The 25,692-nt window shown below is 40.8% G+C and carries 21 protein-coding genes; 14 read left to right on the forward strand and 7 right to left on the reverse strand.

Annotated elements, in window-relative coordinates; translation table 11 throughout:
- Window positions 1-67 precede the first annotated feature (67 nt).
- Window positions 68-2,077, reverse strand: coding sequence for an ATP-binding protein (locus AC2D3N_RS14740; protein ID WP_484691299.1), 2,010 nt, complete (start codon window positions 2,075-2,077; stop codon window positions 68-70).
- 441 nt (window positions 2,078-2,518) lie between these two features.
- On the opposite strand from AC2D3N_RS14740, the gene AC2D3N_RS14745 reads away from it, so the two are divergent.
- The 8 genes from AC2D3N_RS14745 to AC2D3N_RS14780 all read left to right on the forward strand — a co-directional run bounded on the left by AC2D3N_RS14745 (window position 2,519) and on the right by AC2D3N_RS14780 (window position 13,738).
- Window positions 2,519-3,676 (forward strand): glycosyltransferase, encoded by a 1,158-nt coding sequence (locus AC2D3N_RS14745; protein ID WP_484693762.1) that lies wholly within the window; start codon window positions 2,519-2,521, stop codon window positions 3,674-3,676.
- A 241-nt stretch (window positions 3,677-3,917) separates the two neighbouring features.
- Window positions 3,918-4,652, forward strand: a complete 735-nt coding sequence (locus AC2D3N_RS14750) for an undecaprenyl-phosphate galactose phosphotransferase family protein (protein WP_079681417.1) — start codon at window positions 3,918-3,920, stop codon at window positions 4,650-4,652.
- Between the two features lie 358 nt (window positions 4,653-5,010).
- The gene (gene gmd, locus AC2D3N_RS14755; RefSeq protein WP_484691300.1) at window positions 5,011-6,039 is read left to right on the forward strand and encodes a GDP-mannose 4,6-dehydratase; all 1,029 of its coding nucleotides are present in this window, start codon (window positions 5,011-5,013) and stop codon (window positions 6,037-6,039) included.
- A 26-nt stretch (window positions 6,040-6,065) separates the two neighbouring features.
- Window positions 6,066-7,010, forward strand: a complete 945-nt coding sequence (locus AC2D3N_RS14760; RefSeq protein ID WP_484691301.1) for a GDP-L-fucose synthase family protein — start codon at window positions 6,066-6,068, stop codon at window positions 7,008-7,010.
- A gap of 243 nt (window positions 7,011-7,253) precedes the next feature.
- Window positions 7,254-8,384, forward strand: a complete 1,131-nt coding sequence (locus AC2D3N_RS14765) for a hypothetical protein (protein ID WP_484691302.1) — start codon at window positions 7,254-7,256, stop codon at window positions 8,382-8,384.
- A gap of 354 nt (window positions 8,385-8,738) precedes the next feature.
- Window positions 8,739-9,851, forward strand: coding sequence for a glycerol dehydrogenase (locus tag AC2D3N_RS14770; protein ID WP_484691303.1), 1,113 nt, complete (start codon window positions 8,739-8,741; stop codon window positions 9,849-9,851).
- 303 nt (window positions 9,852-10,154) lie between these two features.
- On the forward strand, window positions 10,155-13,049 hold the full coding sequence (locus AC2D3N_RS14775; protein ID WP_484691304.1) for a glycoside hydrolase family 10-like protein: 2,895 nt from the start codon (window positions 10,155-10,157) through the stop codon (window positions 13,047-13,049).
- A 113-nt stretch (window positions 13,050-13,162) separates the two neighbouring features.
- Window positions 13,163-13,738: a Uma2 family endonuclease gene (locus tag AC2D3N_RS14780; protein WP_484691305.1), complete on the forward strand. Its 576-nt coding sequence runs from the start codon at window positions 13,163-13,165 to the stop codon at window positions 13,736-13,738.
- Window positions 13,739-13,904: 166 nt separating this feature from the next.
- Here the strand turns inward: AC2D3N_RS14780 and AC2D3N_RS14785 are convergent, their stop codons facing one another.
- Together AC2D3N_RS14785 and AC2D3N_RS14790 are read right to left on the reverse strand one after the other, a co-directional pair.
- A complete protein-coding gene (locus AC2D3N_RS14785; RefSeq protein WP_484691306.1) occupies window positions 13,905-15,104 on the reverse strand; it encodes a hypothetical protein in 1,200 nt (399 codons plus the stop codon).
- A 204-nt stretch (window positions 15,105-15,308) separates the two neighbouring features.
- On the reverse strand, window positions 15,309-15,647 hold the full coding sequence (locus tag AC2D3N_RS14790) for a hypothetical protein (RefSeq protein ID WP_484691307.1): 339 nt from the start codon (window positions 15,645-15,647) through the stop codon (window positions 15,309-15,311).
- A gap of 168 nt (window positions 15,648-15,815) precedes the next feature.
- Here AC2D3N_RS14790 and AC2D3N_RS14795 point away from each other — a divergent pair, with 168 nt between their 5' ends.
- The 5 genes from AC2D3N_RS14795 (at window position 15,816) to AC2D3N_RS14815 (ending at window position 21,105) form a co-directional block, all read left to right on the forward strand.
- Window positions 15,816-17,177, forward strand: coding sequence for a helix-turn-helix domain-containing protein (locus AC2D3N_RS14795; protein ID WP_484691308.1), 1,362 nt, complete (start codon window positions 15,816-15,818; stop codon window positions 17,175-17,177).
- Between the two features lie 8 nt (window positions 17,178-17,185).
- Entirely contained in the window at window positions 17,186-17,761 is a 576-nt protein-coding gene (locus AC2D3N_RS14800; protein ID WP_079681426.1) for a Uma2 family endonuclease, read from the forward strand.
- Window positions 17,762-18,067: 306 nt separating this feature from the next.
- Window positions 18,068-18,841, forward strand: coding sequence for an APC family permease (locus AC2D3N_RS14805; RefSeq protein WP_484691309.1), 774 nt, complete (start codon window positions 18,068-18,070; stop codon window positions 18,839-18,841).
- The gene (locus tag AC2D3N_RS14810; protein ID WP_484691310.1) at window positions 18,759-20,567 is read left to right on the forward strand and encodes an ATP-binding protein; all 1,809 of its coding nucleotides are present in this window, start codon (window positions 18,759-18,761) and stop codon (window positions 20,565-20,567) included. Before AC2D3N_RS14805 ends, AC2D3N_RS14810 begins: the two co-directional genes overlap by 83 nt.
- Window positions 20,568-20,598: 31 nt before the next feature.
- Window positions 20,599-21,105 carry a response regulator gene (locus AC2D3N_RS14815; protein WP_484691311.1) on the forward strand — a complete coding sequence of 169 codons (507 nt, stop codon included), beginning with the start codon at window positions 20,599-20,601 and terminating at the stop codon, window positions 21,103-21,105.
- A gap of 27 nt (window positions 21,106-21,132) precedes the next feature.
- Here the strand turns inward: AC2D3N_RS14815 and AC2D3N_RS14820 are convergent, their stop codons facing one another.
- The 3 genes from AC2D3N_RS14820 to remA form a co-directional block, all read right to left on the reverse strand.
- On the reverse strand, window positions 21,133-22,470 hold the full coding sequence (locus tag AC2D3N_RS14820; protein WP_484691312.1) for a GNAT family N-acetyltransferase: 1,338 nt from the start codon (window positions 22,468-22,470) through the stop codon (window positions 21,133-21,135).
- Between the two features lie 10 nt (window positions 22,471-22,480).
- Entirely contained in the window at window positions 22,481-23,038 is a 558-nt protein-coding gene (gene gmk, locus AC2D3N_RS14825) for a guanylate kinase (RefSeq protein WP_079681429.1), read from the reverse strand.
- A 154-nt stretch (window positions 23,039-23,192) separates the two neighbouring features.
- Complete coding sequence (remA, locus tag AC2D3N_RS14830; protein ID WP_042155623.1) at window positions 23,193-23,459, reverse strand: extracellular matrix/biofilm regulator RemA; 267 nt, start codon at window positions 23,457-23,459, stop codon at window positions 23,193-23,195.
- Window positions 23,460-23,770: 311 nt separating this feature from the next.
- On the opposite strand from remA, the gene AC2D3N_RS14835 reads away from it, so the two are divergent.
- Entirely contained in the window at window positions 23,771-24,742 is a 972-nt protein-coding gene (locus tag AC2D3N_RS14835; RefSeq protein WP_484691313.1) for an NAD(P)-dependent alcohol dehydrogenase, read from the forward strand.
- Window positions 24,743-25,059: 317 nt separating this feature from the next.
- Here the strand turns inward: AC2D3N_RS14835 and mtnB are convergent, their stop codons facing one another.
- On the reverse strand, window positions 25,060-25,689 hold the full coding sequence (mtnB, locus tag AC2D3N_RS14840) for a methylthioribulose 1-phosphate dehydratase (protein WP_079681432.1): 630 nt from the start codon (window positions 25,687-25,689) through the stop codon (window positions 25,060-25,062).
- Between the last annotated feature and the right edge of the window lie 3 nt (window positions 25,690-25,692).

Genomic DNA, 25,692 nt, shown 5'->3' on the forward strand with positions numbered 1-25,692 from the left:
CTTTTTATTAAGATAAATAACAAAACTACCGAATTACTGTGGTTTTCTGTGTTTTGTAACGTTTAGATTAAACCGGGGCTGTTGGGAGATAAACTGTAAATTTAGAACCAACTCCGAGTTGGCTAGAAACGCTGATTTGTCCTCCCAGCATTTTGCAATAGTGATGGGTAATTGCTAAACCCAAACCCGTGCCGCCATACTCACGACTTAAAGAATTATCAACTTGGGTAAAGGCTTGAAATAATTTTTTTTGTTGTTCACGAGAAATACCAATTCCGGTGTCCGTGACTTCAAAACAAATCCAGTCTAAATCTTCATTCTGTTCTCGCTTCAGGGTGAGGGTTACTTTGCCCTGATGGGTAAATTTCAGAGCATTACTGATTAAATTATAAAGAATCTGTCGAATTTTAGTGATATCTCCTTCCATGATATCCAAATTGTTTTTACAACAAATTTGTACTGTGTTTTGATTTTGCTCGGCGAGGGGCTGTAAGGAAGTTACCACATCATGAACAAAACTAGCCACTTCAAAGGTTTCTAAAGATAAAGGCATTTGTCTGGCTTCAACTTTACATAAATCCAGAATGTCATTAATTAAGGTAAGCAAATGGTGGCCGGACTGATGGATTTTTTCCACATCGGGTAATAGGTTATAGAGTTTTTGATCTACTACTTCTTCGAGTAACAAATCGCTAAAGCCGATAATGGCGTGTAAAGGAGTGCGTAACTCATGACTCATGTTTGCTAAGAAGGTACTTTTAGCTTGGGAAGCCGCTTGAGCTTGATGTAAAGCCGTTTGTAAAACCCCTTCTACCTTCAACCGTTCTACCATTTCCATTCGTAACTGTTGGATGGCTTCTTGTAATTCTGCCGTGCGTTTTTTAACTCTAATTTCTAGCTCATTCTTGACTTGAGCCAATGATCTTTCAGCTTTAATCCGTTCAAATCGTTCAATTGCTAGGGCAACTAAATTTGCTAAGGAATCAATAAATATCCGATCTTCTAGGCTACAGTCTTGTTGCTCGATGGGATATTCAACACAAATAAACCCAATAATTTTTCCGTTTAACCAAATGGGTCTATCTAAACAGTGACTAAAAAAAGAGGCGAGACTTTTATCAATTAATTCGGATGATTCAGATAAAGATTTAGTTAATAAATCGAGAGGATAAAATGAGAATTTTTTCAAATTAAAAGGATTTGAACACAGGGAAAAGTTGTGATTAATAATCGATGATTCATCGGGGGAATGGTGATGGGTTTGACGTTCATACAAATCTAAACAAGTCCATTCTAAAGCATTTTGTTTAACCCAAATTTCATCCCCATAACCTGGGTTTAAATCATTAACTTGCTCTTGATCTGACAGAGAATCACCCAGGCCACTATGGAGCCAAACACTCACTCTGTCAACGTCTAAAGTATTCGCGGCGGTTTCAGTAATTTGGCGAATCGCTGTATCAATATGATCATAATTGCGGGTTTGTTCTCGACTTAAATCGCGTAGGGCAACATTTTGACGATAGAGGCGTTCTGTACTTAATTGTAGGGTGGTTTCGGTTTTTTTTCGCTCCGTAATATCATGGAAAATAGAAAGAACAGCTTGTTCACCTTGAAAGGGTATAATTTGGAAGGAACCCATCACCCAAAAGGGAGTCCCATTGTTTTTTTGAACTTGCAGTTCATGGTTATGAATATAGCCTTCTGCGATAATTTTATCAATTAATTTTTGTCGCTCTGAAGCAATAGGATAAAATCCTAGGGTTTTGATAGTTTTGATCTGATCAAGGGGAAAATCAAATAAATCACTGGAAAAGGAATTAGCATATAAGATTAAACCATCGGATAGACGGCTAATTATGATGGGAATGGGTGTGAATTCTGCGATCGCTTCAAAAATTTCTCGTTGTGGAATCATGGATTCAAAACTATCGGTAAAAACCGGAGGTTTATTATTCTGTTTTTCATGCCAAACCTTGAGGCTGAAAGTTGTATTTTTCCAGTTTTCAGCATCTGAAAAAATAGGATTTTTTTGAGTTGCAAAAGATTCTTGAAAAAAGTTTTTTTCTAGCATCATTCAAGGGTTTAAGGGTTTAATCAAAGATTTATTAACTGGTTTTTGCCAATTGTAAGTTAGGGAAAATAGACCCGTAACCAACTTAGCCGTGTCAATCCAATATTCTCTGGTTAATGCTTCATAGAAGCCAGATTCCTATTTTGCCGACACCCATTACTTTGCGGGCGAAGTCGGAGTAAATTTATATTGTCTTCTACATTTTCCCTGCACCCTGGAGATTCCAAATAGTGTAGAACAGGATAGTCTGATTTGGGCAAAGATAGTCAAATTTTGTTATAGCGCTACGCATTACAGTTAGGAAACTTTTAAGTCCTGAAACTTTCACTGCTTACGGTTTCTGTTCCGGTGTTCCGGTGTTCTAAGAGTGCGTGGCGCTATAGAAGTAATGTTCCTCTAATTCCCAAGCTGTGGGATATTAATTCTTGCACTCTCACCGGACGGATGTTTGCTGTGTCGTTAACCTATGCAATGGTTCATGAATGGTTAACACCCCTGGCGACGGGAGGTTCAGAACTCGTTGTTCAGGAAATTCTCAACCATATTCAGGCGGATGTTTACTCCCTGATTGATTTTGAATCCACCAACCCCGATAGCTATTTATATCAACGCTCCATTGGTACAACCTTTCTTCAGCATTTCCCCAAAGCCCGCTCTGGGGTGCAGAAATATCTGCCCTTACTGCCTCTGGCCATTGAACAACTCGATGTCCGAGGGTATGACGTGATTCTCTCCTCCTCCCATGCGGTGGCTAAAGGAGTTCTCACCAGTCCCCATCAACTGCACCTCTGTTACTGCCATACACCCATGCGCTACGCCTGGGATTTAACCTTTGACTACCTGAACAGCAGTTTAGCTGGAAAGGGGCTGCAAGGGGTGTTTACCCGCTATCTGTTGCATCGTTTGCGACAGTGGGATGTGGTCTCGGCGAACCGGGTTGATTATTTCATGGCGAATTCCAAACATACAGCCCGACGAATTTGGCGCTGTTATCGTCGCCCGGCTAGGGTGATTTATCCCCCGGTACAGGTAGAACGCTTTCAGTTTCAACCCCAAAAACAGGATTTTTACTTAACGGTTTGCCGTTTGGTCAGTTATAAAAAAATAGCCTTGATTGTCCAAGCCTTCAATCGCCTAGGATACCCATTAATTGTTATTGGGACAGGAGCCGAATTGAATGCTATTCAAGAAATGGCTAAACCCAATATTCAGGTTTTGGGGTGGCAACCAAATGACGTCGTAGACCAGTATATGAGGGATGCCAAAGCCTTTGTCTATGCCTCCTGTGAGGATTTTGGTATCGCCTTAGTCGAAGCTCAAGCCTGTGGGACTCCGGTAATTGCCTACGGGGGGGGAGGGGCTTTAGAAACCGTGCGAGATCTGCGACAATATCCAGATTCTGCAACGGGTTTATTATTTTCAGCCCAAACTGAGGAGGCCTTAGTGGAGACCATAGAAGCCTTTGAGCAGTCTCAAGACCAGTTCAATCCCGATATGGCCAGATTAAATGCCACTCAATTTAGCCCGAAACAGTTCCAAGAACATTATTGGGGATTCGTGGAGCATTGCTGGCAACAGTTTCAATCGGGCAATATCAGCTAAAATGCCAATTAATTTCGGACTTATAAAAATCCCTTCCCGATTGCAGAGGCTTGAAAACCCAGGAATACTTAGATTTGTGGGTAACAAATTTAGCCGTTTCCCCCTGCTGTACTTGAGTTTTCCCGTCCTCAGAGGAACGATTTTCTATCCGAATTTTGACGAACTAAAGCCGAATTACCTATATTGGGTGTCTTGAGGCTTTATGATCAGGACTGTGTGTGGTGTGAATTGAAGGAGTAAGATGACCGCCAATAGCCAACTCATCTTTGGTAAGGGACTTCGGCGTGGGTTCACAAGGCAAGGGGTTCTGCCCTTGGCCTATCGAGCAATACCTGAACGCCTCTCTCTACAGCGTGTAGATGAGGAATTTTGGAAGCGATTGTTTGATATTGTCTTCTCTCTGTCTGTTCTGATTTTATTCGCTCCGGTCTACTTAATTTTGGCTCTGCTGATTGCCTTAAGCTCTCCAGGGTCAGTTTTTTATGTACAGGAGCGCGTCGGAAAAAACCGCAAGTTATTCGGCTGTATTAAATTCAGAACGATGGTGAGTAATGCCGATGAAATGTTAACGCAAATTATGGAAACTTCTCCCCATTTACGAGAAGAATTTCAGAACAATTTCAAGCTCAAACATGATCCTAGAATTACTTGGATAGGTCGGTTTCTGCGGGTGACCAGTTTAGATGAATTTCCCCAATTTTGGAATGTTTTAATCGGAGACATGAGTGTAGTCGGCCCTAGACCTTTGGTTGTGGAAGAACTACACAAATATGGTCGTCACATGGATAAAATCCTAACGATTAAACCCGGTATTACTGGATTGTGGCAAGTTTCGGGACGCAATGATATTCCCTATCCTCGGCGAGTTCAGATGGATTTATACTATGTCACTTTCAAGAATTTTTGGACAGACCTGGGAATTGTCGTTAAAACTATTGGGGTTGTGATTTTTCCTAAAAATAATGGAGCTTATTAGTTCAAACAGAAACATACAGAGATGATTCTCTTTCCCCTTAACTCTTTTAATCGACGGGTTTAGGGGTTTTATTTTGAGTCTAATATAAGTAGACTGGAAGATTTAAGTTAGGTTTAGATCTCCGGTTTCTAAACTCAACGGGTAGAAGTAGGAATTGAGCCTAACCTTGAATTAAACCTGATCTAAGGTTAATTTGGTTGTAGCTACGATCCTAAAACTCAAGGGTCTACAAGATCACGTTGACTCCCAAATTGCTGAATGTGTTTCAGGGTGCAGATTAACACACTCCCGGTGATTAGTTATTAGGTATAATTAAACTCGGGAATATTAACCCACAAAACTCTAAGGAATAGTTTAAATGACAGAACGGAAACGGGCATTAATTACTGGAATCACAGGTCAAGATGGCTCATACCTAAGTGAATTGTTACTAGAAAAAGGCTATGAAGTTCATGGAATTATCCGCCGATCTTCTAGCTTTAATACCAACCGCATTGACCATATTTATAAAGATCCTCACAATGCTGAAGCTCGGCTATTTCTACACTATGGAGATTTAACCGATGGTACCACTTTACGGCGGATTATCGAAGAAGTTAAACCGATAGAAATTTATAATCTGGGTGCTCAATCCCATGTTCGAGTCAGTTTTGACTCCCCAGAATATACCGTTGATGCCGTTGGAATGGGGGTATTACGTCTCTTAGAAGCGATTCGAGACTATCAACAACGTACCGGAATTGAAGTTCGATTCTATCAAGCGGGCTCCTCGGAAATGTTTGGGAAAGTGTTAGAAATTCCCCAAAAAGAAACCACACCCTTTTATCCCCGTAGTCCCTACGCCTGCGCTAAGGTTTACGGACATTGGCAAACCGTAAACTATCGAGAATCCTATGGTTTATTTGCCTCTAATGGGATTTTATTTAACCATGAAAGTCCCCGTCGTGGCCCCACTTTTGTAACTCGAAAAATTACCCGGGCGGTGGCTCGAATTGTTAAAGGAAAACAAAAGGAAATCTATTTAGGAAATCTCGACTCAAAACGGGATTGGGGCTATGCTAAAGATTATGTTCGAGCCATGTGGCTGATGCTCCAACATTCTGAACCGGATGATTATGTGGTTGCTACCAATGAAACCCATTCGATTCGGGAATTCCTAGATATTGCCTTTGGTCATGTTAATTTAGATTGGCAAAATTACGTCAAATTTGATCAACGTTATCTGCGTCCGGCGGAAGTTGATATTTTAATTGGTGACCCCACTAAAGCCAAAGAAAAATTAGGCTGGGAACCCAGTGTCACCTTTGAAGAATTGGTAAAATTAATGGTAGATTCCGATCTCAAAGCCTTAGAAGAAACTCAAGAAGCAACCCATCAATTTGATTAATTACGGATACAGTAGAGGCTAAATTTATGAGTCCCTTAGATTTGACAAATAAACGGATTCTAGTAACAGGAGGGGCAGGTTTTTTAGGGCGTCAAGTGGTCGCTCAATTGCTCCAGTCCGGTGCCGATCCAAATCACATCATGATTCCCCGTTCTCGGGAGTATAATCTTTGTACCTTAGACGCTTGTCAAAAAGTCGTTCAGGGTCAAGATATTGTGATTCATTTAGCAGCCCATGTGGGTGGAATTGGTTTGAATTTAGTCAAACCCGCCGAACTTTTTTATGATAACTTGATGATGGGAGTTCAATTAATTGAAAGTGCCTATCGAGCAGGAGTGAAAAAGTTTGTCTGTGTGGGGACAATTTGCGCCTATCCCAAATTCACCCCAGTTCCTTTCAAAGAAGACAATCTTTGGGAAGGTTATCCCGAAGAAACTAACGCCCCCTATGGAATTGCTAAAAAAGCCCTATTGGTGCAGTTACAATCCTATCGTCAACAGTATGGTTTCAATGGTATCTATCTGTTACCCGTGAATTTATACGGCCCAGAAGATAATTTTAATCCGAAAAGTTCCCACGTTATTCCCGCATTAGTTCGCAAGGTTTATGAAGCTCAAAAACGAGGAGACAAAACCCTTCCAGTTTGGGGAGATGGTAGTCCTACCCGGGAGTTTCTCTATTCAACGGATGCGGCCAGGGGTATTGTGATGGCGACTCAATTATATAATGAACCCGACCCAGTGAATTTAGGCACAAATCACGAAGTCACAATAAAAGACTTAGTAGAAACGATTTGTGAATTGATGGGATTTCAGGGGGAAATTGTTTGGGAAACCAATAAACCTAATGGTCAACCTCGGCGCTGTTTAGATACAACTAGAGCTAAAGAAAAGTTCGGGTTCGTGGCAGAAGTTGGCTTTAAGGAAGGGTTAAAAAATACCATTGAGTGGTATCGTCAACACGGGGAATAATTGTTAACCCATAGGGCTTAGTAGGATGGGTTATGCCCATTCTACTATTAAAAAACGTCCTTTAAAATATGTTTGTAGTCTCATAATATATTCCCTCTTTATTGATAGGTACTCGGATTTTATTTTGATAAATGCAGGCGGTACATATCCATAATGAAAAATATTCATATTACAAAAAGATAAATTTATAAAGTTATTCTGTACTATCAATTCTTAACCAATATTATTAGAGAGCAAAAATTAATGAGCCATCCCGTGCCACTTAACGCCGATACCTCGACTAATCCCATAGTCAGCGTCAAAGTCAATCGAACTATCATCTCTGAAAATGGTGGGATAGGGGCTTTCATCATCCGACTCAGTGAGCCTGCACCCAGCACCGGGCTGAAGCTGAATATCAGTGCCCTCGACAGCGATAATGCCGGGCCAGATGTCACCAATGAAAAGAGTACAAATCTAAGCATTCAAATGGATCCGGTCACCAAGAAACCTGCTGCCCTCACCATTGTCCCAGGTGCCACCGAAGCCAGACTCATCCTGACAGGCATACCTGATAATGTAGTCGAAGGGGATGAAGTCAGTACCCTCAGCTTGTTACCCGGTACAGGCTATACCGTTGCACCCGGCTTTAGCACCGATGCGATTACAGTGACTGAGAAACTCGTGGTGAGTGTCACGGCTAGTCCAAATGCGATCGCTGAAAATGGTGGGGTAGGGACTTTCACCATCAAACTCAGTCAGCCTGCACCCAGCACCGGGCTGAATCTGAATATCAGTGCCCTCGACAGCGATAATGCCGGGGGAGATGTCAGCAACACTAAGAGTGAAAATCTAACCACTCAAATGGATCCGGTCACCAAGAGACCTGCTGGCCTCACCATTGCCCCAGGTGTCACCGAAGCCAAACTCATCCTAACTGGGATACCTGATAATGTAGTCGAAGGGGATGAAGTCAGTACCCTCACCCTGTTAGCCGGTGAAGGCTATATAGTTTTACCGAGCCAGAGCACCGATGGGATTACGCTAATTGATGGTATTATCAGCAATCCCAGCTTACGGACTGCGACTCAATCACCTTCCTTTACAACTGGTGCTGCTGATCCCCTGACCGGTGAAAACCTGGGGATTCGCTTAATGAACTTAAATACAAACAGAGGTACAGAAGTTGACTTTGATAATATTAGTCTAAAAGCTCAAAGTTTAATTACTAATTCGATTACACCTAATCAAGCATTACTCAGTCGCCCTGAAGTTATGCTCAGTAGTCTTCAAGATAATGACATCCTCTATAGCAAAGCCTTGTCTACCATGATGTTTAGTGGTAACGGGAATAATACAATTTACCCTAATAATGGGAGTGAGTTTTTTATGTAATTAGGGTATTTTAAAATTAAGTTTTGCACCTTTTTTTACAAATATCAAATAAACCCCCTGTTGTTGGAATGAGTGTCCCCAAAAAAGACATAATTCAAGCCCAACAACTGGGGGATTTTGTTTGTTACTGTTAAGACCCCTAAAAAATACAGGACACTCATCCCAACAACGAACAAGGATAATTAGCTTGATCTCAAGACGTTTGATTAGCAAAATAATTGTAACAAATTATTGTCAATTATTGTTGATTTAAAAGGGATAGTATACAATACTATAGTGACGTGAATTAGAACTAAAAAAAAATTAGTTATTCCTTCAGACTTCAGACTTCTGCGGTGAGTAAGAGTGTTCATTTTGAACAAGGAGCAAACCGTGATTACTACAGCGATTTTCCCAGCCCGATATGTTCAAGGCAGTCATGCCATCCGGTTCCTGGGTGAAGAATTGAGTCGTTTAGGTCGCAAAGCCCTGGTAATAATGGGGCCAGTTATTTTTCCGAAATTGCAACCCATGGTTGAAGAATTCACCCAGGGAAAAATAGAGATTTATCTGGAACGTTTTGGAGGTGAATGTTGCGATCCTGAAATTGAACACATGGTCAGTTTAGGTGCAACTCAAGAAGTAGATTTAATTGTGGGAATTGGAGGCGGAAAAACCATCGACACGGCTAAAGCGACCGCCTATCAACTCAAACTTCCCGTGGCGATTGTTCCGACCATTGCTTCCACCGATGCCCCCTGTAGTGCCCTATCTGTGATTTATACCCCGGAAGGGGTGTGGGAGCGTTATCTAGTCTTGCCGCGCAACCCCGATTTAGTTTTGGTCGATACCGATATTATTGCCCAAGCTCCGGTGCGGTTCTTGGTGGCGGGGATGGGAGATGCCCTGGCAACTTGGTTTGAAGCCGAAGACTGTCAGATCAAACGCGCCAAAAATATGACCGGACGGATGGGGCCAATGACCGCCTTTAGTTTAGCCCATTTGTGCTATGAAACCTTGCTCGAATACGGGGTTTATGGGAAAATTGCCTGTGAACAACGGGTAGTAACTCCGGCTTTGGAACGGATTATCGAAGCGAATACCTTGCTGAGTGGGTTGGGTTTTGAAAGTGGCGGACTCGCCGCGGCCCATGCGATTCATAATGGGTTTACGGTTTTGGAAGAAACCAAGAAATTCTGGCACGGTGAAAAGGTGGCTTTTGGGGTTTTGGCGATGTTGATTTTAACTGATCGCCCCAGTCAAGTGATTGATCGGGTGTTCAGTTTTTGTGAATCCATCGGACTGCCTACGACTTTAGCCGATATCGGACTGGAGGGAGTCAGCCCTGATCGCCTATTCTTAGCCGCAGAGCGAGCCTGTGGTACGGGTGAAACCATCCATAATGAACCCTGTGAAATCAGTCCCGAAGCTGTGTTCGCAGCCATGTTAGCAGCAGATGCCCAAGGGCGAAGACGGAAACAATTCTAGGTTGATTTTCTGATATTTAGGAGCGATCGCTTTTTTGGGAGGTAAAAGAGCGATCGTCTTAATGATATTCTTCCTCACAACTATTAATTAATTAGAGTTCGGCGTTTAATTCCCTTCAATACAGATGCCTGGTAGAATGGTTAAGATTTGTATGATCCTCGTCCAATTTTAGGGGTGTGGAGTTGGAAAGACAGAGAATCCGGCAGAATTAAAGGTTTAGCTCCAAAAAAGGGCTTGATAGTTCTGTCTATTTATGGTATTTTACCTAAATTGATTTTATCATTAAAAAAACAATATAAACCAATGGTTCAACGGCGATCACAAACGTTTTTCCAACAGATTATCCTGGGAACTCTTGCCAGTACAATTTTACAATTATCAATTCCCCTAACTTGCTTAAGTCAAATAAATACCCCATTAGGGGTAATCCGTGATTCAGAACAAACCACAGAATGGAATAGCATTGAACAACGCTTAAAAGCCAGTCGAATACCTTATCAAACCCTGGATTTAAACAATATCAAAAGCCTCGCCGATCTTCAGGGAATTGGAATTTTATTTTTACCTAATCTAACTGTTATTAAAACCGAACAAGCTAAGGTTCTGCAAGAATGGGCAAAACAAGGGGGACAGGTGATTGCCAGTGGCCCGATCGCAGAAAAATCTACCCCTTTAGTTCGTCAATTATTGCGATCAATTTTAGGTTCCTATTGGGCTTTTCCCCTGACAGTTCCCGCTAAACCCCAAATCGCGAAAAATCGCTGTCGCACTCAAGATCCTATCTGTGCTTCCCTAACAACTTGGGGGCCAATTCAAGCTAATTCTAACGCCGTTGACGGGGGGGTTTTAATTCCCACTACCTTAGAAAGTTATACCGCCGGAATTTGGGAAGCTAGTGGGAGTTCTCCCGCCGTGATTACGACTCAAAAAGCCACCTATTTAGGCTGGCGCTGGGGAAATCAATCTTCGGCGGAGGTTGATATTGCTTGGTTACAAGCGGCACTTAGTCGTCATGGTTTGGCTGGAAACCCAACAACTCCCGTCGCCACCGCCACCGTCCCGCCCCCAACAGCCCCAGCAACAGTCATCCGTCCGGTTACACCACCGCCCCCAACATCTACCCGTCCGGCTCCTACAGTCCCTATAGCAGAACCCCGTCCAGTTCCCCCACCGCCCCCAATAGCCACTCGTCCCGCTCCTACAGCCCTATCCCAACCTACGACGCCCAGGGTACGGCCAATGGCTACCATCCCATCTCCACGTCCGGTTACACCTGCAATAGTTCCCCTGACTCCGGTTTCCCCCCCCCGTTCAACCACACCACCCCCCGCCCCCAGCTTAACAGCGACTCGGACATTACCTAATACTCCGGCGGTTCCCAGTGGTTTTATTGACCCTTCCGAACAAATCGCCCCGGCGGGTTTAGAAGTGCAGCCCGGAAATCAACCTATTGAGGAATTAACGGCGATCGCCATGCGTCAGGAATTAATAGATTTATTGGGACGTTTTGAAAATGCTTTAATTGCCTCAAATTCAGGTAATATTCCGATTAATTTACAAGTCGCATCCACTCAATTAATCGCAGGAACCGGGGGAAGTCTAGCCAGTGCTAATTTCAAAAAATCCGATCAAATTATTACCAAAGCCAGAGAATTAATTAAGAATTTTCCACAATTAGTCGCTCAACAAAATTGGGCAGAAGCTCGCCATCAATGGTTAGAAATTCGTCAACAATTATGGCAAAATTATCCCACAGAAGGAGAACGATTAGGGGCAGAAATTCGGGCGGTTTGGTTAGACCGAGGAACTATTGTTAAAGCCAGAAGTGAGGCGGGACTGGCGCAAGTGTTTGATCGGTTAGCGGCGGCGGGAATTAATACGGTTTATTTTGAAACAATTAATGCGGGTTATCCAATTTATCCCAGTCGAATTGCGCCCGCACAAAACCCTTTAACACAGGGTTGGAACCCCTTAGAAGCGGCGGTGAAATTAGCTCACCAACGGGGTATGGAATTACACGCTTGGATCTGGGTTTTTGCGGTGGGAAATGACCGCCATAATCAACTTTTAGGACAGCCCAGTAGTTTTTTAAGTCCGGTAATTCAAGCCCATCCTGATTGGATCAATATTAATAATTATGGGGAGTTAAGAAATACCCGCGATCGCAAAGTTTATCTCGATCCCGCTAACCGGGAAGCTAGGGCGTATTTAATGCGTTTAATTAATGAAATTACCGCCTATAATGTCGATGGATTGCAGTTAGATTATATTCGCTATCCTTTCCAAGATCCCAGTGGAAGTTACACCTATGGATATGGGAAAGCCGGACGGGAACAATTCCAACAATTAACAGGAGTTGATCCGGTTAATATTACACCCAAGAATAATCAATTGTGGAATCAATGGCTACAATTTAAAACCCAACAGGTGACATCCTTTGTCGCAGAAGTTTCGCAATTTTTGAAGCAACAAAAACCCAATGTTATTTTATCGGTTGCGGTGTTTTCTAATCCTGAACAGGAAAGGATTATGAAAATTCAACAACAATGGGAAGTTTGGGCAAAAAACGGTTATGTGGATTTAATTGTTCCGATGACCTATGCAATGGATACCAACCGTTTACAACGTATTACTCAGCCCTTAACCCAGGAACAAAAGTTAGGGTCGGCGTTAATTAGTCCGGCAATTAAGTTATTAAATATTCCTGAAATTGTAGCGATTGATCAATTACAATCCTTACGGGATTTACCCACAGGTGGATATTCAATTTTTGCTGTTGATAGTATTGGTAATAATCTCCAAAACTATTTTCATAGAACTCAAAATAATTCCTCGAAAACTCAACCTCCCATTCCCTATCGACAACCCTTTGCTGCGGCGCATGATCGCTATTTAGCCTTAAAAAGAGAATGGAGTTTCCTGTTAGGAAATGAACAACTTTGGATTCGAGATGGGGAACTAAAAGCCTTGAGTACCCAGGCAGAAGATTTAGCACAAACCTTAAAACAACTAGAGGATAATCCCTCACCTCAAACTTTAGAAATAGCTCAACAAAAGTTAACAACCTTCCAAAAACAATTCCAAATATCTATGCGTTTACAAGCCTTAGAACGTCCTTATCAAGTCTCTAGTTGGGGGAATCGTTTGGCGAGTATTAATATGTTATTGCGTTATGGAGAAAGAAGAATAAAAAATTAATCAGAAGATAGTTTATTGTTGGGCTTTAGTATTCTGGGCACTCGGGAGTCTAAGTCCAACAATGTTATACTTAATAAAATAGCAAAGGGATGTTACAAAGTTGAGGTAACAACATGACTCAAACCCCTATAAAATTAACTTTTGAAGAATATTTAACTTATGATGACGGAACAGATAATCGTTATGAACTTGAAGATGGGGTGTTAATTCCGATGACACCTGCGAGTCCGATTCATTCTGATATTATCGGGTTTTTGTTTATCTGTTTTTATCAGGAAATTCAAAGACGGAATTTAGACTTAAAAGTAAAACAGGGAGATGTGGGGATACGAACTAGATTAAGTCGCTCCCGACAACCAGATATTGCTATTATTCAAGGAGAAGACTGGCGACGGTTACGACAGTTTAAAAAATCAGCCATTCTGGAAGTTCCGGCTTTATTAGTAGTAGAATTTGTGAGTCCTGGGGAAGATAACGAAAACCGAGATTATATTAAAAAGATGACTGAATATGCGGAGTTTGGGATTTCCGAATATTGGATTATTGATCCTTTAACGGAGCAAGTTATTGTTAATTTTCTGATGAATGGAAGTTATCAGAATACTATTTTTATAGGTCAACAAAGAATTATTTCTCAACTATTCCCAGAACTTAATTTGACAGTGGAGCAAATTTTAATTGCAGAATAAAAGATTGAAGGGGTGACAAAGAAAGTAAGAATATATCTAAGTAAATAGAAAAAGATAGGTCAAGTTTGTCAACAATACCTATCTCAATAAGAACAAACATTAATAATTAATAGCAAAGGATACTGATCTAAGAAAATAGGGTTTAATCTTTTTTCTCATGATGTTTTTAATTTGTTCTTGTTGCAATGATAGCAAAACCTAAGCGCGGCGACTTGATTTCGGGAGTACAATCACCACGGTTAACTACACATTTTTGATAAATATAAGGCACATTAACCGTTTTTACGGAAACCCTAAAACTGCCAAAATTCATCACTTCGCCGTTTGTCAACATGGACAAAATCTGTTCAACACTTAAATTTATTCCAGTTTGCGATGCCCATGTTCCTAAGAAACCAAGTTCGGTGGCCAATCTTTGTTGAATCTGGCGTACAACCTCTGCACTATATCCACCACCGGAAAACGCTGCGGCAATTATATTTGCTGCCTGCTCTCCAGCCGAAGTCCATTCTACAAAAGATTGCGAAGAAAAGTAAACAATAGAGTTGGAATAATTCGCAATCATTCTATTTTTCTCGTCATAGTAAGTATCACGATTGGCATCTTTAAATAGAGGTGGTGTAAAACTTACACTCCTTATTAAACTACCCAAAGTGGGCATTTCCCCATCTATAATTTTGGTAATTGCACTTGCATCTATCTGGTAATTACCGAGACTGCCCTGACCGCAATTAAATATCGGCTTTTGTTCAAATGTAGACAAATTCAATGTGTAATCATACTTGCAAGTTGTTGATGCGGTATGAGATACAGTTGTTGCTGGTGTGATAGTCCGCATTTCCATTTCTACATAAGGGACTTTTTCTTTGCGATGATTAGTAAAAGGTTCGGGTACTTTTACACAAACGCCAAATCTACATTGTCTTTCCCATCGTACATCGGGATAAGGAACATCTACCCACCGCCATTTATCAACAGGAATACTTTCTCTTACTTCGGCGATTGTTACACTCCAAGTGTGTTTAGCCTGTACTCTTACAATAAGAGAAATAGTATTACCTATTACATTGTATTCAAGTTTTTCAATACCCGCGTTACCTTGATTTCCAATTTTTACCTGACTGATTGAGGAACGAATACTATTTGCTTTGGATTGCCACTGGCTTGCAATTGAATCTAAATTGGGAATACAATTAATCATTTTTTGATCAATGGGTTCAAGTAAATTAATTACTTGAGGTGCAGATGTTATGGGATCTCTTGCACAAGCTTCTAAGTTATATGCTTTTACCTGCTGACATAAACCTAATACACTAAAAAAGGTTAAGGCAGAAATTAGTTTAAATTTCATAGTTGTATCTTCCATATTAAAGGATAAATCCCTTGTATCTTCAATTAATCATCGTTGTTTTAAGCTGTTCGGCATATCAACTATATACCCTAGCAAGCGAGAACGCTTGCACTACAAAGGTTATAGGATTTAAGAATAGATAATTCAGATGCAGTAACAGCTTATCTTGTCACTAAACTGGGCATCACCAAGCCATCAATATTCAGTAGTAATTGCAATTCATTTATACTTTGTAAATTCTCCCGTGACTTTTATTTTTGACCAACCTCGACCAGTACCACCTATTCCCTTTGGACTCCGTGCATAAGTCCGAACCTTGATTGTTTGTGGTAATTTAATCACTGTTCCTGGTACGATTACGACCAAATTTTCATAAATTATGTCGTAACTATTTTCTGACCCGCTATCAGAAAGCCATTCCACCTTGACCTCATTTTGATTAATTACATGACCAGCAGGAGCGGTGGTAGAAGTCCAATCAGACCAATCAGAATGTCTAGTACCATCGAAATCAGTTGCTCTAGTAGATACTTCAGACACAATTTCAAAACCAGCCATTGTAAGTTTCTCCTATTTCATCAAGTCTTATTTCTTGATTAAAACTCAAGCCTGATCCCTTTGTCAGTCGGATCGTGTCGGTACTTTTTCCTAAAAAATTGCTAAAATGTCGGAAAAAGATCGGAAAAATCGGATAAGATCAGATAAAACTACCAGTCTCACCTCGCTATGGATATTGCAGAAGTATTGAAACTTGCCGATCAACTGCTTTTCACCCATACAGGCGAACATTTAGACCTTCTGCAAGAAACAATCCTTAAAGGTACATTACACGGCAATAAATACACCGAGATTGCATCAGAAAATCATTTAAGTGAAGGTCATGTTAGAGATACTGCATCGGAATTATGGCAAACTTTATCGAAAACTTTAGGGGAAGATATTAATAAATCAAATGCACGGTCTATTTTAGAAAAAATTACTATCTATAACAGTGTTTCCTCTGGAAATTTTATTAGTTTTCATCAAATCAGTATTTGTTCAAAACAAAAGAAAGAGCCTAAATCTTGTCCTCTATTCAAACCATCCGAAAACAACCATTTAGACTTAGATGCAACTCCAGAAATTACCGATTTTTATGGGCGGGAGGATGAACTAAATACTTTAAAAACATGGTTAATTCAAGACCATCTCCGTGTCATTACCTTAGTTGGAATGATCGGAATTGGCAAAACGACGCTGGCTGTCAAACTCATTGAAGAAATCCCAACGGAATTTCAATATATTATTTACCGCAGTCTCCAGTATTGTCCAACTATAGATGTTTTTCTAACAGATTTACTGCAAAGTATTGTTTCTCCTCCTGTTTTTCCGAATACCCTAGATCGTCAAGTTGATTTATTGCTGAAATTTATTAGAAAACATCGCTGTTTAATTATTATTGATGATCTGCAAATGCTCTTTGAAACCGGACAATATGCGGGTCAATATAAACCAGAATTTGAAGGGTATTATTTATTATTTAAACAAATTGCTGAATTGTCTCATACCAGTAGTTTTTTATTGATTTCCCGCGAACAACCCGAATATTTAACAGTCGATCATCTTAAATTTTTTAGATCATTAAAACTTTCAGGATTGGGAGATTGTGCTACCAAAATTTTCAGAGATAAAGAATTATTAGATCAAGACAATTGGTATGATTTAATTGAAAAATATCAAGGACATCCTTTATGGTTAGAAATGACAGCTACGATGATTCAAGAACTATTTTCTAGTCGAGTCACGGATTTTTTAGCTTATCCTTCCTTAGTATTAAGTAATGAAATCACATTTCAATTGAGTCGTTTATGGAGTAGATTAACTGAGTCAGAACAACAGGTGATCAATTATTTAGCCAAACAAGAAAATGGGGTTGCTTTGATGCAGGTTTTACAAGAAATCCCTGATAAACCCACAGATATATTAAAGGCGATACAATCGTTAAAAAGACGTTGTTTGTTAGAAGATAATAGCCATAAAGATCAGCATAGCGCTTCTTTACTAAAAATTAATTCAATTTTAAAAAATTATATTATATTACAAAGTTGAGGTAAGACATGACTCAAACCCCTGTAAAATTAACGTTTGAAGAATATTTAACTTATGATGACGGAACAGATAATCGTTATGAACTTGAAGATGGGGTGTTAATTCCGATGACACCTGCAAGTCCGATTCATTCTGATATTGTTGAATTCCTCTATGATACTTTCAAAGCTGAGGTAAAAAGACTAGGGTTAGACTTAAAAGTCAAACAGGGAGATGTGGGGATACGAACTAGATTAAGTCGCTCCCGACAACCAGATATTGCGATTATTCAAGGAGAAGACTGGCGACGGTTACGACAGTTTAAAAAATCAGCCATTCTGGAAGTTCCGGCTTTATTAGTAGTAGAAGTTGTGAGTCCTGGGGAAGATAACGAAAACCGAGATTATATTAAAAAGATGACTGAATATGCGGAGTTTGGGATTTCCGAATATTGGATTATTGATCCTTTAACAGAACAAGTAATTGTTAATTTTCTGATGAATGGAAGTTATCAGAATACTATTTTTATAGGTCAACAAAGGATTATTTCTCAATTATTCCTCGATCTTAATTTAACCGTTGAGCAAATTACCCAACCTTGGTAGGTTTTAGAGTGAAACTTTTATACTTGTGGTATTTACTCGGTGACTGACGCCTATCAATCCAACTTCAAACGGTAATTGCAGATGTTAAAATTGAACTTTGGTTGAGTCCTATTAACCTATTTTGTCGAGCATCATTGATACGATTGATAAACTTTTTCCTCGGCAATTATCCTTGACTTTTCCTAAATCAGAGACTATTATTACTGGTGAGTCATAGTTTTAGGTAATCTAAAAGTTAAGATAAGAAAAATTACCTAAATTTAACTGGTCTTATTTCTTAACCGACACAATTCGATTATAAAAAATATGCTCTCACTTTCACCCCATAAATTGCCTAGAACTTTAAGTGCGTTAGAAACCTATGGTTTTGGTTTAACAGGATGGCCAGGGTGGATTGGGGTATTTGCGGCGATGAACTATGCTCTTGGCGCATCAGCTATCTGGGTATGGATACCCGCAACTTTAGTGGGAATACTGATCACCTATCAAGTTAAACAACTCGGTTTCCATCGGTTAGAAATAGCGGGTGGAACTCCCAACTACACTACAAACTTACTCAAACATTATCCCCTCCTAGGCAGATATGCAGCGATTGGCTACCTGAATGGTTGGGCAAGCGTTATTGCTATAAGTGCTGTAGTCCTGGCAGACTTAATTCAAAACAATTTAACAGTAGTCGGTTTGAGCATTCCGCCCACTTTCCTCAAAATCTGTCTCCTCTTGCTTCCCTTCATCGTCGCCTTTAGCGGCACTCGCGCCATCAGTATTCTCAATCTTTTTCTGGTAGTAACAGCTACTGGCTCTATAGTGATTTTTACCTTGCAGGGGCTGGGTTGGTTAATTTTTTCCCCAGCTAGTCCAGGAATTGTCCCGTTAAGCTGGAAACCCTTGGGCTTTACTGATTGGGCAAAGTGGTTCTTAATTGCTACTTATACCACCTATTCTTCAGAAACCGCCTCCTCCTTTGTCGCAGATAGCCGCGAAACCCATCAAAACTTTGAAATTTCTGAAGATTGCGGCTTGGTTGCAAGGCGGGATCTTTCTGGGTGCATCTTGGGTGGCGATCCAGCTTGCCTTTGACCCAAACCATAGGGACGATCCCTACCTCCATCTAATTGCCGCTTCCCAACCATTCTGGGGCAGTGGAGCCTCAATGATGGCAACATTTTTACTCACCACTATCGCTCTGTTACCATTAACAACCGCAGTTTGTAACTGTTCTCGCATTCTCTATCAATTGTCACAAGACCGCTACATGGCTCCTGTATTTGGGGTGGTTTCTCGGCGGGGAGTTTTTGGCCCAGCATTAGTTTGGCTATTTGTAATTTCTTTAGTCTATTTAGCCTGGGGAAATTTAACCCAGATTGTTTTTATTGCTACTGTGGGTTGGTTTAGTTCCTATATTTTGCTTCACCTTGCCATCTGGTTGCGCCGCAAGAGAGATGATGTTCTGTTCCCCCATCTGTCTTTGGGTTTATTCTTAATGGAAGTAGTGATTTTATGCGTAGGTGGTATTGCTTGGGGCTGGGGTAATTTCCTCTTGGGCTTGATATTTCCCCTAGGGGTTATGGCAACCGATATTGTGATTCGACGACTTCCTTTCAAAATATTTCGCCCCAGTTGGTGGCATCAGCTTTATCAACCCAAAGATCAGCAAATTATTAGGGAATCGCTGATGTTTCAGGTGTCCACCCTAATTTTTCTCTTATCGGGTTCAGTCCTAATTGGTTGGGGATTTCGTGCTTTATTGGATACTCATACGATTGGTCGAGGAGAGAATTTAATTGTAGTATTGTTGCTGATCGTGGTGTTTGTGGGAGTAGCGATCGCTTCTTGGACGAGCCTGCCCCAGATTGCCGCCTTTGAATCTCAGATTGCCGCCTTTGAAGCGATTGAAGCTAGGGAAAAAGCGGAGAGTGCTAACCAAGCTAAAAGTGAATTTCTGGCTAACATGAGTCACGAATTGCGAACTCCCTTAAATGGCATCCTGGGTTACGCTCAAATTCTCGGACGCTCCAAAGCTATACCGGAAAAAGAACTTCAGGGAATTAACATCATTTACCAATGCGGTTCCCATCTACTCACCTTAATTAATGATATTCTCGATATCTCAAAAATTGAAGCGCGTAAACTCGAACTCACCCCGAATGCCATTTATTTGCCTTCCCTAGTCCAAGGTGTTGTCGAAATTTCTCAAATCCGCGCTCAACAGAAAGGTATTGATTTCCACTACCAACCCGATCCTAAATTGCCCAGTGGTATTATCGCTGATGAAAAACGCTTGCGACAGGTATTAATTAACCTCTTGGGTAATGCGATCAAATTTACCGATCGAGGCAGCGTCACCTTGAAAGTCGAACAATTAGGATCAAATAGTAATCAACTCTTTGATAATCTTCAAAAACCGCCTTCTTTGACTCGTTTGCGCTTTTCAATCATAGATACGGGAATTGGTATTAGCAACGAAGATATACAGAAACTATTCCAAGCTTTTGCACAGGTAGGAGAACGTAGCCGTCAAGCTGAAGGTACAGGTTTAGGACTAGCGATTAGTCAGCAAATTGTTCAATTAATGGGAGGGAAAATTCAGGTCGAGAGCGAACTAGGAATAGGCAGTAAATTCTTTTTTGAAGTGGAATTACCCATAAATAATGAATGGGTAGAGGAACAAACAAGTAGGGCTGGTAATATAATCAGCTATCAGGGAGCGAAAGAAAGAATTTTAATTTTAGTTGTAGATGATCGCTGGGAAAATCGCGCCGTGATTGTCAATCTATTAGAAACCCCTGGGTTTTGTACTGATTGAAGCTGAAAATGGACAAGAGGGTTTAGATAAAATGCGAGAAACTTTACCCGATATAGTAATTACAGACTTGGCAATGCCCGTCATGGATGGCTTTGAAATGCTCAAACAATTACGCAGTGATCGGCAGTTAAAAGCATTGAAAATTGTGGTTTCATCAGCCTCGGTATCCCAAGTAGATCAGCAGATGAGCCTCAATGCCGGAGGTGATGATTTCCTGACTAAACCAGTTGATGCTCAGGATTTATTTAATGCCTTAGCCAAGCATTTACAACTAACTTGGAACTATGAAGAAGTAGGAAATACAGTACCAGTATCCACTTTAGAAATTATTCCTCCGGCGGCTGAGGACTTAGAAGTCTTATTGGAACTGACTAAACGAGGAAAAATTAAAAATCTGGTTTTGATGGCAGAACAGATTAGTCAAAAAGATGCCCGTTATCAACCTTTTATTCAAGAACTCTTAGAACTTGCGAATCAATTTCAGTTGAAAAAGGTCGAGCAATTAATTCAAAAGTATAGCAACCACCAAGGCGGTTAAGCCATTAGCTTCTATTGCATCCCTTGATCAAGATGAAACCCAAAACATTCCTTTAATCCCGTTAGGATCGGTAATAAACCCTAAATTATGATAGAAATTAACCGCTTTATTCCCAGCAAATAACGTAATATTTTCAATATTTTGCAATTGTAGCTGTTCTAAGGTATACTGAATTAAGGACTTTCCTAATCCTTGACTTTGGAAGTTAGGATGGATGACTACATCCCAAAGGGTCGCGTTATAAACATGATCGGAAACAGCCCGGGCAAACCCAATTAATTGTTTTTGGGTGGGGGTAATAAACCACAGGGTAACGACTAAAAAACTGTGTTCTAGGGCGATTTTCATGTGTTTGTGATCCCGAGTCATCCAATTCACGGCTTCAAACAGTTGATCGAGTTGGTCTAAGTCAAAATCAATATCGGTACTAAAAATAAAGGGTTCGAGTTGTTGATAGGTTGCTAAGGGAATATCAAAATTATTGGTACTGATATCAGTTGTCAGACCTTGATCATATTTAGACCATTTCTGGGAAGTTTTATTAATATTTTGATGTTGTAAATTAATTGATGTTTCTAAGTCATTTTTTTTCTGCAATAGAGTATTAAACTTTTCCGAGATAAAAATTTGATCAGGATAGAATTGTATCGCCATTTGATATAGTATTAAAGCGGCATTAATTAGATGTTTTTGCTGGAAAAAATCCGCAATTTTCAGCCACGCGCTTTGATTTTGACTTAAAAATTGCACAATACTTTGATATTCAGGATACTGTTGCTGATTTTGAATTACTTTTTGATAATGGGCGATCGCTAAATCAAACTTTTCAGGTAAATGATATTCTAGGGTTTCTCCCAATTTAGTCGCAATTAATACAAAATCCTGTTCCTGATTGGTTTGATGCAAAATCACCAAACTTTTCCAATAATTAATAATCGCTAAATTCCATTTTTTTTGATGAAATAAAACATCGGCTAAATTACAATAAGACCAATGAAAATGGGGATTTAATTGTATAGCTTTCCGATAAACATGAACCGCTTCTTCCCAATGTTTTAATTTTAATAAACCATTCCCTAAATTATGATACGACCAGGAAAAATTAGGATTAAGTTTAATCGCATGACGATAATTAATGATGGCATCTTGCCATTGTTCCTGTTTTAAAAAAACATCCGCTAAATGGTGATAAAACCAAGAACAATGGGGATTTAATTGGATCGCCTGACGATAATTAGAGATCGCCGCTTGCCATTGTTCATGCTGATCATGCAAACGCCCTAAATTTGCATAGGATTCAGCCGACTTGACATCCTTTGCCATCACATTTAAAGAATCGGGTTTGAGCGGGTCTTCCTGGGGCATATTTTGGGGCTTAAACGGGAGAATATAACACGGATTCTAAACGCCGTAAGGCAAAATCTAAATCATCATTAATCACTTCAAAATCAAACTCACTGGCGGCGTCGATCTCCGCTTTTGCTCGCATTAAACGCCGTCGAATAGCATCTTCAGAATCCTGACCTCTACCGCGTAAACGACGTTCTAATTCATCAATAGAAGGGGGCATAATAAAAATTCGTAAAGCCGAAGGAAAGGTGGAACGAATTTGGCGAGCGCCCTCTAACTCAATCTCTAATAAAACCGATATTCCCGCCTCAATTTTTTCTTTAACAGCAATTAAGGGAGTTCCATAATAATTCCCCGCAAATTCAGCCCATTCTAATAACTCTCCTGCTTCGATCATGTTTTGAAAATGAACCCGATCAACAAAATAGTAATCTTGTCCATGGATTTCACCGGGACGAGGAGAACGAGTGGTCACAGAAACGGATAAATGGAGTTCAGGATGATCTTTGAGTAGGGAACGAACCAATGTTCCTTTTCCGACCCCGCTAGGGCCTGTCATCACAATTAATCGGCCTTTTTTCATAGTATTTTTATCAGGTTAGAGGGTTGAAAACAAAGTAATGGGGAATCCCTGATTTTCCCTTGAACCTGCTGATGGATTCAAGGCATTGAATCGGAATCTTTTTATTTTCTCATGCTATGCCGATGGAAACCAAGGGGAATCAATCACAAATCCCCTAATCATCGCGGGAATTGCCGTCTTTGGTCATCACAAAGCGATGGGCAACGGTTTCCGGCTGAATGGCTGAGAGAATCACATGGCTAGAATCCGTGATAATTACCGCCCTGGTTCGGCGTCCGTAGGTGGCATCGACTAACTGTCCTCGCTCCCGAGCATCATTAATAATCCGCTTAATCGGGGCTGATTCAGGGCTGACAATGGCAATCACTCGATTAGCAGAGACAATATTACCAAAACCAATATTGATTAACTGAATATCCATAAAAATTGAATTGATAGGATCTGTCAAAGTTTTTTTCTACCATTCTATCATAGTTAAAATTTATCCGATTTACAACGCTTAATTCCAGAAAAAATCTATTTTTTGTTTACTTGAGTTTGCCTTATATTGTTAAGTTAAAACTCAAAAAACGACTATTCTAAATCAGTTATCGCTGATCAATTATGGGTCTATTGCCCATTCCCTATTTTCAAAAACCTTATTTTTTAGTACGGATTGAGACTGACTCTATTTATCCCCAATTCTATAATTTTGTGTTAAACTAACGGGTGTTAATCCCTAATTAATTGATTATGAAAGCTATTGTTATTCATCAATATGGGTCGCCTGATGTTCTTCGTTATGAAGATATTCCGACCCCAACAATTAAACCCGATCAAGTTTTAGTCAAAATTCATGCCAGTAGTATTAATCCCGTGGACTGGAAGATTAGACAGGGATTATTACAACCAGTATCGGGCTACAATTTCCCCAAGGTTTTAGGCTCGGATTTAGCCGGGGAAGTGGTGGAAATCGGCTCCCAGGTGACGCGCCTCCGGGTGGGAGATCAGGTTTATGGCTTCGTTAACCCGTTATTTGGGGGGGCTTATGCCGAGTATGTGGCTGTGCCTGCCGGGAATTTGACCTATAAACCTCAAAATATGACCTATGCGGAGGCTGCGTCGGTTCCCATAGCGGGATTGACGGCGTTACAGGGGTTATTAGATTTAGGTCAATTGCGACCCGGACAGAGGGTTTTAATTAACGGGGCGTCCGGCGGTGTGGGAACCTTTGCAGTGCAAATTGCTGTGGCCCTGAATGCCGATGTTACGGGGGTTTGCGGGACGTCTAATGTTGATATTGTTAAACGTTTGGGAGCCCATACGGTGATTGATTACACTCAGGAAGATTTTACCCAACAGGACATCCAATACGATATTATTTTTGATGCGGTGGGGAAACAGTCCTTTTTTAATTGTGAAAAGATTCTACAATCCGATGGCATTTATATCTCAACTTTGCCCACAATTGATAATATGGGAGCGACATTACAAACTTTATTATTTTCGGGTAAAAAATCAAAATTAGTCTTAGCTCAACCGAGTCGCCGAGATTTAGACGCCTTGCGAGATTTAATTGAAGCGGGCAAAATTCAAACGGTGATTGATCGAACTTATCCCTTAAATGATCTAGCCGAAGCCCATACCTATAGTGAGATGGGCCGCACCGTTGGCAAAATTGCAATTACGGTGAATGAGGGGTTACAAACTATTAATATTGATTGATTGTTTTGGGTCAATTTGGGGGAGGCAGGGGGAGCAGGGGAGGCAGGGGAGGCAGGGGAGGCAGGGGAGGCAGGGGAGGCAGGGGGAGCAGGGGGAGCAGGGGGAGCAGGGGAGGCAGGGGGAGCAGGGGGAGCAGGGGGAGCAGGGGGAGCAGGGGGAGCAGGGGAGGCAGGGGGAGCAGGGGGAGCAGGGGGAGCAGGGGAGGCAGGGGGAGCAGGGGGAGCAGGGGGAGCAGGGGGAGCAGGGGAGGCAGAGGAGGTAAACTATTACCCATTCCCTATTACCCATTCCCCATTCCCCATTCCCTATTCCCCTTATTAATGTTGAAAATTCAATCCCGCTTGACGAGCCGCCACAATATAACGGAAAATATATTCTACTAATTCAATATGGTTTTCTGCGGCTTCTGGAGAATCTGCCCAAACCGTTACCCCATGATTTCTAATTAACAACGCCGGAACATTAGGAGAAGTTTGTTTAAACCGTTGAACAATTGCTTCCGCAATGCGAGGCACTTCTAAATAATTCTCAAAAACAGGTAGATAAACTTTAGGGTTTTCTTGCCAAATTCCCAAGCCTTTTAACATCTCAATGGGTGGTAAAAGCAGTTGTTCATGATTAATAAAGTTTGAGACTAATTTGGCTTCAACGGAATGAACATGATAACAGGCATTTGCCTCGGGAAACAAAGAATATATAGCTTGATGAATACTGGTTTCTGCCGAGGGTTTATTATTCGGATTGGGATTTTCTAATATCTCTCCAGTGAGAGACATTCTCACAAAATCCTCTGTCACTAATTTGCCTTTTTGTTTGCCACTAGCGGTAATCCAAAAACTATTATCGGGCATTTTAGCCGAAAGATTTCCAGCCGTCCCTGCCATCCAACCCAGTTGATGAAATTGGCAAGACGCATATATTAAAGATTGACGGAGATCGGTTTTCATCGG

Source organism: Planktothrix sp. PLAVEN19ND, from assembly GCF_057220675.1.

Coding starts and splice junctions, on each gene's coding strand:
- gmk (WP_079681429.1), bottom strand. CDS start 23,038: ATGAAAAAAGGCCGATTAATTGTGATGACAGGCCCTAGCGGGGTCGGA.
- AC2D3N_RS14745 (WP_484693762.1), top strand. CDS start 2,519: ATGTTTGCTGTGTCGTTAACCTATGCAATGGTTCATGAATGGTTAACA.
- AC2D3N_RS14805 (WP_484691309.1), top strand. CDS start 18,068: ATGCTCTCACTTTCACCCCATAAATTGCCTAGAACTTTAAGTGCGTTA.
- AC2D3N_RS14795 (WP_484691308.1), top strand. CDS start 15,816: ATGGATATTGCAGAAGTATTGAAACTTGCCGATCAACTGCTTTTCACC.
- AC2D3N_RS14740 (WP_484691299.1), bottom strand. CDS start 2,077: ATGATGCTAGAAAAAAACTTTTTTCAAGAATCTTTTGCAACTCAAAAA.
- AC2D3N_RS14775 (WP_484691304.1), top strand. CDS start 10,155: ATGGTTCAACGGCGATCACAAACGTTTTTCCAACAGATTATCCTGGGA.
- AC2D3N_RS14760 (WP_484691301.1), top strand. CDS start 6,066: ATGAGTCCCTTAGATTTGACAAATAAACGGATTCTAGTAACAGGAGGG.
- AC2D3N_RS14780 (WP_484691305.1), top strand. CDS start 13,163: ATGACTCAAACCCCTATAAAATTAACTTTTGAAGAATATTTAACTTAT.
- gmd (WP_484691300.1), top strand. CDS start 5,011: ATGACAGAACGGAAACGGGCATTAATTACTGGAATCACAGGTCAAGAT.
- AC2D3N_RS14815 (WP_484691311.1), top strand. CDS start 20,599: ATGCGAGAAACTTTACCCGATATAGTAATTACAGACTTGGCAATGCCC.
- AC2D3N_RS14790 (WP_484691307.1), bottom strand. CDS start 15,647: ATGGCTGGTTTTGAAATTGTGTCTGAAGTATCTACTAGAGCAACTGAT.
- AC2D3N_RS14835 (WP_484691313.1), top strand. CDS start 23,771: ATGAAAGCTATTGTTATTCATCAATATGGGTCGCCTGATGTTCTTCGT.
- remA (WP_042155623.1), bottom strand. CDS start 23,459: ATGGATATTCAGTTAATCAATATTGGTTTTGGTAATATTGTCTCTGCT.
- AC2D3N_RS14820 (WP_484691312.1), bottom strand. CDS start 22,470: ATGCCCCAGGAAGACCCGCTCAAACCCGATTCTTTAAATGTGATGGCA.
- AC2D3N_RS14750 (WP_079681417.1), top strand. CDS start 3,918: ATGACCGCCAATAGCCAACTCATCTTTGGTAAGGGACTTCGGCGTGGG.
- AC2D3N_RS14765 (WP_484691302.1), top strand. CDS start 7,254: ATGAGCCATCCCGTGCCACTTAACGCCGATACCTCGACTAATCCCATA.
- mtnB (WP_079681432.1), bottom strand. CDS start 25,689: ATGAAAACCGATCTCCGTCAATCTTTAATATATGCGTCTTGCCAATTT.
- AC2D3N_RS14800 (WP_079681426.1), top strand. CDS start 17,186: ATGACTCAAACCCCTGTAAAATTAACGTTTGAAGAATATTTAACTTAT.
- AC2D3N_RS14785 (WP_484691306.1), bottom strand. CDS start 15,104: ATGGAAGATACAACTATGAAATTTAAACTAATTTCTGCCTTAACCTTT.